This window comes from Candidatus Protofrankia californiensis (assembly GCF_900634765.1).
Lineage (GTDB): Bacteria > Actinomycetota > Actinomycetes > Frankiales > Frankiaceae > Protofrankia > Protofrankia californiensis.
The window spans coordinates 3,530-8,747 of the sequence record NZ_CAAAFT010000359.1 but is presented as its reverse complement, the minus strand read 5'-3'; the positions used below and the strand labels follow the sequence as shown (position 1 = coordinate 8,747).

Sequence of the window (5,218 nt, the reverse complement as noted above, 5' to 3'; positions counted from 1 at the left end):
CCCTGCTCATGAGCGACGCCGACGTCAAGCTCGACGTCGGACGCGAACTCACCCGCGGACTCGGTGCGGGTGCGGACCCGGAGGTCGGCCGCCAGGCGGCCGAGGACCACCGGGAAGAGATCGAAGAGGTCCTCAAGGGCGCCGACATGGTATTCGTCACCGCGGGAGAAGGCGGTGGCACAGGCACCGGCGGCGCACCGGTGGTGGCCAACGTCGCCCGGTCGCTGGGCGCCCTGACGATCGGTGTCGTCACCCGTCCGTTCACCTTCGAGGGACGCCGTCGCGCCACCCAGGCGGAAGCCGGGATCGACGCCCTGCGCAACGAGGTCGACACCCTCATCGTCATCCCGAACGACCGGCTGCTGGCGATGACCGACCGTGACATCAGCGTGCTGGACGCGTTCCGCAGCGCCGACCAGGTGCTGCTCTCCGGTGTGCAGGGCATCACCGACCTCATCACCACACCCGGCCTGATCAACCTCGACTTCGCCGACGTCAAGACCGTCATGTCGCACGCGGGCAGCGCCCTGATGGGAATCGGGCGGGCCCGTGGCGACGATCGGGCCATCGTCGCGGCCGAGCAGGCCATCGCCTCGCCCCTGCTGGAAGCGAGCATGGACGGCGCCCAGGGCGTCCTGTTGAACATCTCGGGTGGTTCCGACCTCGGCCTGTTCGAGATCAACGCCGCCGCCGAACTGGTCGCGGACGCCGCTCATCCCGAGGCGAACATCATTTTCGGTGCGGTGATCGACGATGCGCTCGGTGACGAGGTCCGGGTGACGGTCATCGCCGCGGGCTTCGACACCGTCCCGGCCCGGCCCAAGGCGTTCCTGCCCGGCTCCCGCCGCAGCACTGCTGGCCAGCCCGCCGCCACGGGGAACTCCGCCGCCTCGGGAGGCTCGGCCTCGGGGTCGTCGGGATCCACGCCCACGACGGCCCCCGCGGCCTCCTCGCCTCCGGCGCCCGCCACGGTCACGCCGGCTGCGTCCTTCACCGCCTCGACCGCGCAGCCCCGGACCGTTCCCGCGACGGCGGTGACGACCCCGCACACGTCGGCGTCGTCCGCCCGTGCGTCGTCCCAGCCGGCCTACCCCCGGACGTCCGCGCCCGGCCAGGTGGCGGAAGCCTCCGACGACCGGGACTACAACCACGACGCGCAGTCACCGTCCCGGCGGGAAAGCGCCGACACCAGCGTTGATCAGGGCCATCCGCCGTACAAGGAGCCCAGGGAGGGGCCTCGGCCGAGCTATCCGCCGCCTCGCAGACCGGTCCGGCCGATCGCGGACGACGACGACGAGCTCGACGTCCCCGACTTCCTCAAATAGCTTCGTTGCCGGTATCGGTCCGGACGCAGGTGGCGGCCATGTTCGTCGGGAACTTCCCGCGGTTCGTCCTGAACGTCCCGTGCGGTCACCATGAGGCCGGCGGCGGTCCGCCGCGGGCGCACCCGGCGACGATGCGGCTGCCACGACACGGGCGAGACAGGTGATGATCGCACCGATCGCGGGAGGACCGGCCTCGGCACAGCGGCGCGAGGAACTGCGACACAACCTTGCCGATGTCCGTGGGCGGATCGCCGCAGCGGCTGCCGCGGCGGGTCGCCCGGCCGACGAGCTCACCCTCATCGCGGTGAGCAAGAACTGGCCGGCGTCGGACGTCGCCCTGCTCAGCGGGCTGGGTGTCACGCATTTCGCGGAGAACCGCGAGCAGGAGGCCCGGCCGAAGGTGGCGGCTGTGACGAAATACCTCTCCGGTCGCGAACTTGACAGTGAGGTTTCGTCCGCATGGCAGCCGCATGCACGCGACGCCGCCCCTGAGGGGGATGCCGACCAGATTCGTCAGCCCGGCCCGGCGGCTGCGCCAGAATCCGGGCCCTGCTGGCATGGTGCCGGCCGGGGATGCCAGCCGGGCCCGGTGGCTGTGCCAGAATCCGGGCCCTGCTGGCATTTTGTCGGCCAGCTCCAGCGCAACAAGGCCCGTCCGGTGGCTGGATGGGCTCATTGGGTGCAGTCGGTCGACCGTGCGCCACTGGTGAATGCGCTAGCCGGTGGGGCGCTCTCGTACGATCGGGAGATCGCCGTATGTCTGCAGGTGTCGCTGGATCCGGCCGGGTACGACACCGGTCGAGGTGGTGTTCGCCCGGCCGACGTCCTCGCTCTGGGCGACCTTGTGGCCGTAAGCCGCGGCCTCGTCCTCGCCGGGGTGATGGGGGTTGCGCCGCGCGGCCTGCCGGCCCGTCCGGCCTTCGCGAGGCTGCGCGAGGTTTCGGACATGCTTCGTCGAGAGCATCCGGACGCGTCGGTGATCAGTGCCGGCATGTCCGCGGACTTCGCCGAAGCGGTGGCCGAAGGCGCGACACACCTTCGCATCGGGACGGCTTTGTTCGGTCCACGGCGTGGTGTCCCTTAGAGTCGCGCTCATGGGTGTCGCGCGCAGGGCGATGGTCTACCTCGGTCTGGCCGAGGAGGACGAAAGCTACCTCGACGAAGACGAGTACGACGACGCCGGTCGTGAGGACCGACGCGACGTCGGTGAGCCCATGCCCGCCGAGCGGTCGGTCCGTCGTATAGATGCACGTGAGGAGCCGCCTGCGATGCCGCGACGTCCCCCGGTGGAACAGCTTCGGCCGGCTGGTCCGGTTCCGATGCGCAGGCCGTCCGCGATCGAGGAGCCGTCACCGTACCGGATCACCACCTTGCAGCCGCGAAGCTACAATGAGGCTCGGCAGATAGGGGAGGAGTTCCGGGACGGGACTCCGGTTATCATGAATTTGACCGAGATGGATGATGTTGACGCCAAGCGGCTGGTCGACTTCGCCGCGGGTTTGGTGTTCGGCCTGCGCGGATCGATCGAGAAGGTCACCAACAAGGTGTTCTTGCTCTCGCCGCACAACGTCGAGGTCACCGAGACCGACAAGCGGCGCATCCGTGAGGGTGGCTTCTACAATCAGTCATGATCATATGTCAGCTGTCATCAGACTCAAGTCCCCACAGGTACAGGAGAGCCCGCCATCAGCACACTTGGTGACGTGATCTCCGCACTCCTGCTGGTCTACCTACTGTTACTGTTCGCTCGCGTAGTGATAGATCTAGTGGTCTCGCTGAGCCACACCTTTCGTCCGACCGGAGTCCTGGTACTAGTCTTTGAGTCCGTGTACACCGTCACTGATCCACCGCTGAGATTAGTGCGGCGGTTCATCCCGCCCCTTCGGGTGGGTAACGTGGCGTTCGACCTCGGATTTTTATTGATCTTAGTTGTGATCTGGGTCTTGCGGAGACTCGCAGATGGGCTGTGACGAAGTCGCGCACGTGGCGAATGCGCGCGGCAGACTGCCGCTGGACCGCCCTCTCCGGGGAACGGCGATGCCGCATCATGAGGAGGCGACGTGGCTCTGACACCGCAGGACGTACAGAACAAGGTCTTCAGCCCGACCCGGTTCCGCACCGGCTACAACGAGGACGAGGTCGACTCCTTCCTCGACGACGTCGAGAGCGAGCTCACCAGGCTCCTGGACGAGAACACCGACCTGCGCCGACAGCTCGACGAGGCCCGCCGCGCGGGCGGCGGTGCTGGTTCGGGTGTACCCGCCCAGGTGCTGGAGGAAAACCAGCAGCTGCGCAGGCAGCTGGAGGAAACCCGGCGCCAGGTCGCGCAGGCTCAGGCACAGGCGGCCCAGGCAGTACAGGCAGCGCAGGCGGCAGCCCGCGAACGTCCTGCCGCACAGCCGGCGGCGACCACGGTCATACCGGCGGTACCCCCGGCAGCCGCGGCCCCGGCCCGCACCGGCAACACCCAGCTGGACGCCGAGATCGAACAGCGTGTGGCCCGAACCCTCGTGCTCGCCCAACGCACCGCGGACGAGGCGCTGCGGGAGGCTCGTAACGAATCGGAGCGCGCACGGCGCGAAGCCCGCGCCGACGCCGACCGCATCATCGGCGAGGCTCGCGCGCATGTCGCCGAACAGCTCGGTGGCCTGGAGGACGACAAGCGTCGCCTGGAAGGCCAGGTCGAGCAGTTGCGGGCCTTCGAGCGCGAGTACCGGACCCGTCTGCGCGCCTACCTGGAGATGCAGCTGCGCGATCTGGACGGCATGCCGACACAGCCGGCTGTCGGAGCCGGCGGCCCCTCACGCCCGCCGCTCAACCCCGGCACCGGCTCCCCGCCGCCTCCGCCGCCCCCTCCGGTCGGGATCACCGCCAGTTCCGCGGCGGCCTCCGGTCCCACGTCGGCCTTCCCGTCCGCTTCGCCCCTGGGCGCGGGCGCGATGGCGCGAGGAAACGACAACGGCGGGGTCCGCGCACCCGACATGGAGACGGCTGCCCGCCGGGACGCGTCCGGACTGCAGGACTTCTAAGGGCCTGCCCGGTGGATCTTCGTTCGCGCGGATCGGCGCTCAGGCGGTCACCCGTCGCGTTGTCGTCGCCGATGGAACATCACCACGGCATCGCGGACTCCTAAAGGCCCCTGGATGTATCCACGATCCCGGCATACCGGTTTTGTAACTGTCTGCGTGCAGGGCGTCCGGAGCGTTGATCTCCGGCGGCGGCAGCCATGACCGTCGTCAGCGGCGTCCTCGTCCTGCTGTCGGCTGTGCTGCTGGGCATGGGCGTCCTGGGCAGCACCGGTTTCGTCTACGCCTCGATCGTGATCGGCCTGGTGGCGGCGGTGCTGCTGCCGCTGGGGGTACGCAGGCCGTCCCGGCGCCCACCGGCAGGCCGGGACACTCGCTGAGTTCCCCGGCCAAGCCCCGCCTGGGCCGTTGGCCGAGCCTCGCCGCCGGCCCGAAGCCCGGCCGAAAACCCCGGCCTGAGCTCGCGGCCGAAACCCCGGCCTGAGCCGTCAGCCGAGCCTCGGCCCCGTGGCGGACGCCGACACGACTCCGGGGCACGCTTCGAGCGTCCCGAACATGCCTTGGCCCCGTGACGGACGCCGACACCGTTCCCGCGCTGTCAACCGGCTGCGTTTCCGCGCCGTCAGGGCCGGTGACGACTACCTGCGTCAGTCGGTGGCGACCGCCGCCGGCCGCAACCAGAACGTCAGCCCGAGGTCCGGCGCGGTCCGGCCGGTCTCGCCCGTGGCCTGACCCGCGGGATCGGCGCCCTCGGTGAAGGTCACGGCGAGGACCTCGGCAGCCACGGTGGAACCGTGCTCCCGCAGGGCCTGGCCCGTCTGCGGCGTGTCCGCCGTCCAGCGGACGCCGATCCGGTCGGTGATGTCC

7 protein-coding genes are annotated in these 5,218 nt (G+C 69.7%); 6 read left to right on the top strand and 1 reads right to left on the bottom strand.

Going from position 1 to position 5,218, the window contains the following annotated elements; genetic code table 11:
- The 6 genes from ftsZ to DD1DGNOD_RS18650 form a co-directional block, all read left to right on the top strand.
- Positions 1-1,325 (top strand): cell division protein FtsZ (ftsZ, locus tag DD1DGNOD_RS18675; protein ID WP_131770718.1); only part of this gene is annotated, 1,325 nt, incomplete at its 5' end.
- Between the two features lie 163 nt (positions 1,326-1,488).
- Positions 1,489-2,409, top strand: a complete 921-nt coding sequence (locus tag DD1DGNOD_RS18670) for a YggS family pyridoxal phosphate enzyme (protein WP_131770717.1) — start codon at positions 1,489-1,491, stop codon at positions 2,407-2,409.
- 10 nt (positions 2,410-2,419) lie between these two features.
- Positions 2,420-2,956: a cell division protein SepF gene (locus DD1DGNOD_RS18665; RefSeq protein ID WP_131767762.1), complete on the top strand. Its 537-nt coding sequence runs from the start codon at positions 2,420-2,422 to the stop codon at positions 2,954-2,956.
- 72 nt (positions 2,957-3,028) lie between these two features.
- A complete protein-coding gene (locus tag DD1DGNOD_RS18660) occupies positions 3,029-3,295 on the top strand; it encodes a YggT family protein (protein ID WP_131767761.1) in 267 nt (88 codons plus the stop codon).
- A 90-nt stretch (positions 3,296-3,385) separates the two neighbouring features.
- Entirely contained in the window at positions 3,386-4,354 is a 969-nt protein-coding gene (locus tag DD1DGNOD_RS18655) for a DivIVA domain-containing protein (RefSeq protein ID WP_131767760.1), read from the top strand.
- Between the two features lie 197 nt (positions 4,355-4,551).
- Entirely contained in the window at positions 4,552-4,731 is a 180-nt protein-coding gene (locus DD1DGNOD_RS18650; protein ID WP_131770716.1) for a hypothetical protein, read from the top strand.
- A gap of 267 nt (positions 4,732-4,998) precedes the next feature.
- On the opposite strand, the gene DD1DGNOD_RS29785 is transcribed toward DD1DGNOD_RS18650, so the two are convergent.
- Positions 4,999-5,218 (bottom strand): hypothetical protein (locus DD1DGNOD_RS29785; RefSeq protein WP_241255826.1); only part of this gene is annotated, 220 nt, incomplete at its 5' end.

Coding starts and splice junctions, on each gene's coding strand:
- DD1DGNOD_RS18670 (WP_131770717.1), top strand. CDS start 1,489: ATGATCGCACCGATCGCGGGAGGACCGGCCTCGGCACAGCGGCGCGAG.
- DD1DGNOD_RS18665 (WP_131767762.1), top strand. CDS start 2,420: ATGGGTGTCGCGCGCAGGGCGATGGTCTACCTCGGTCTGGCCGAGGAG.
- DD1DGNOD_RS18650 (WP_131770716.1), top strand. CDS start 4,552: ATGACCGTCGTCAGCGGCGTCCTCGTCCTGCTGTCGGCTGTGCTGCTG.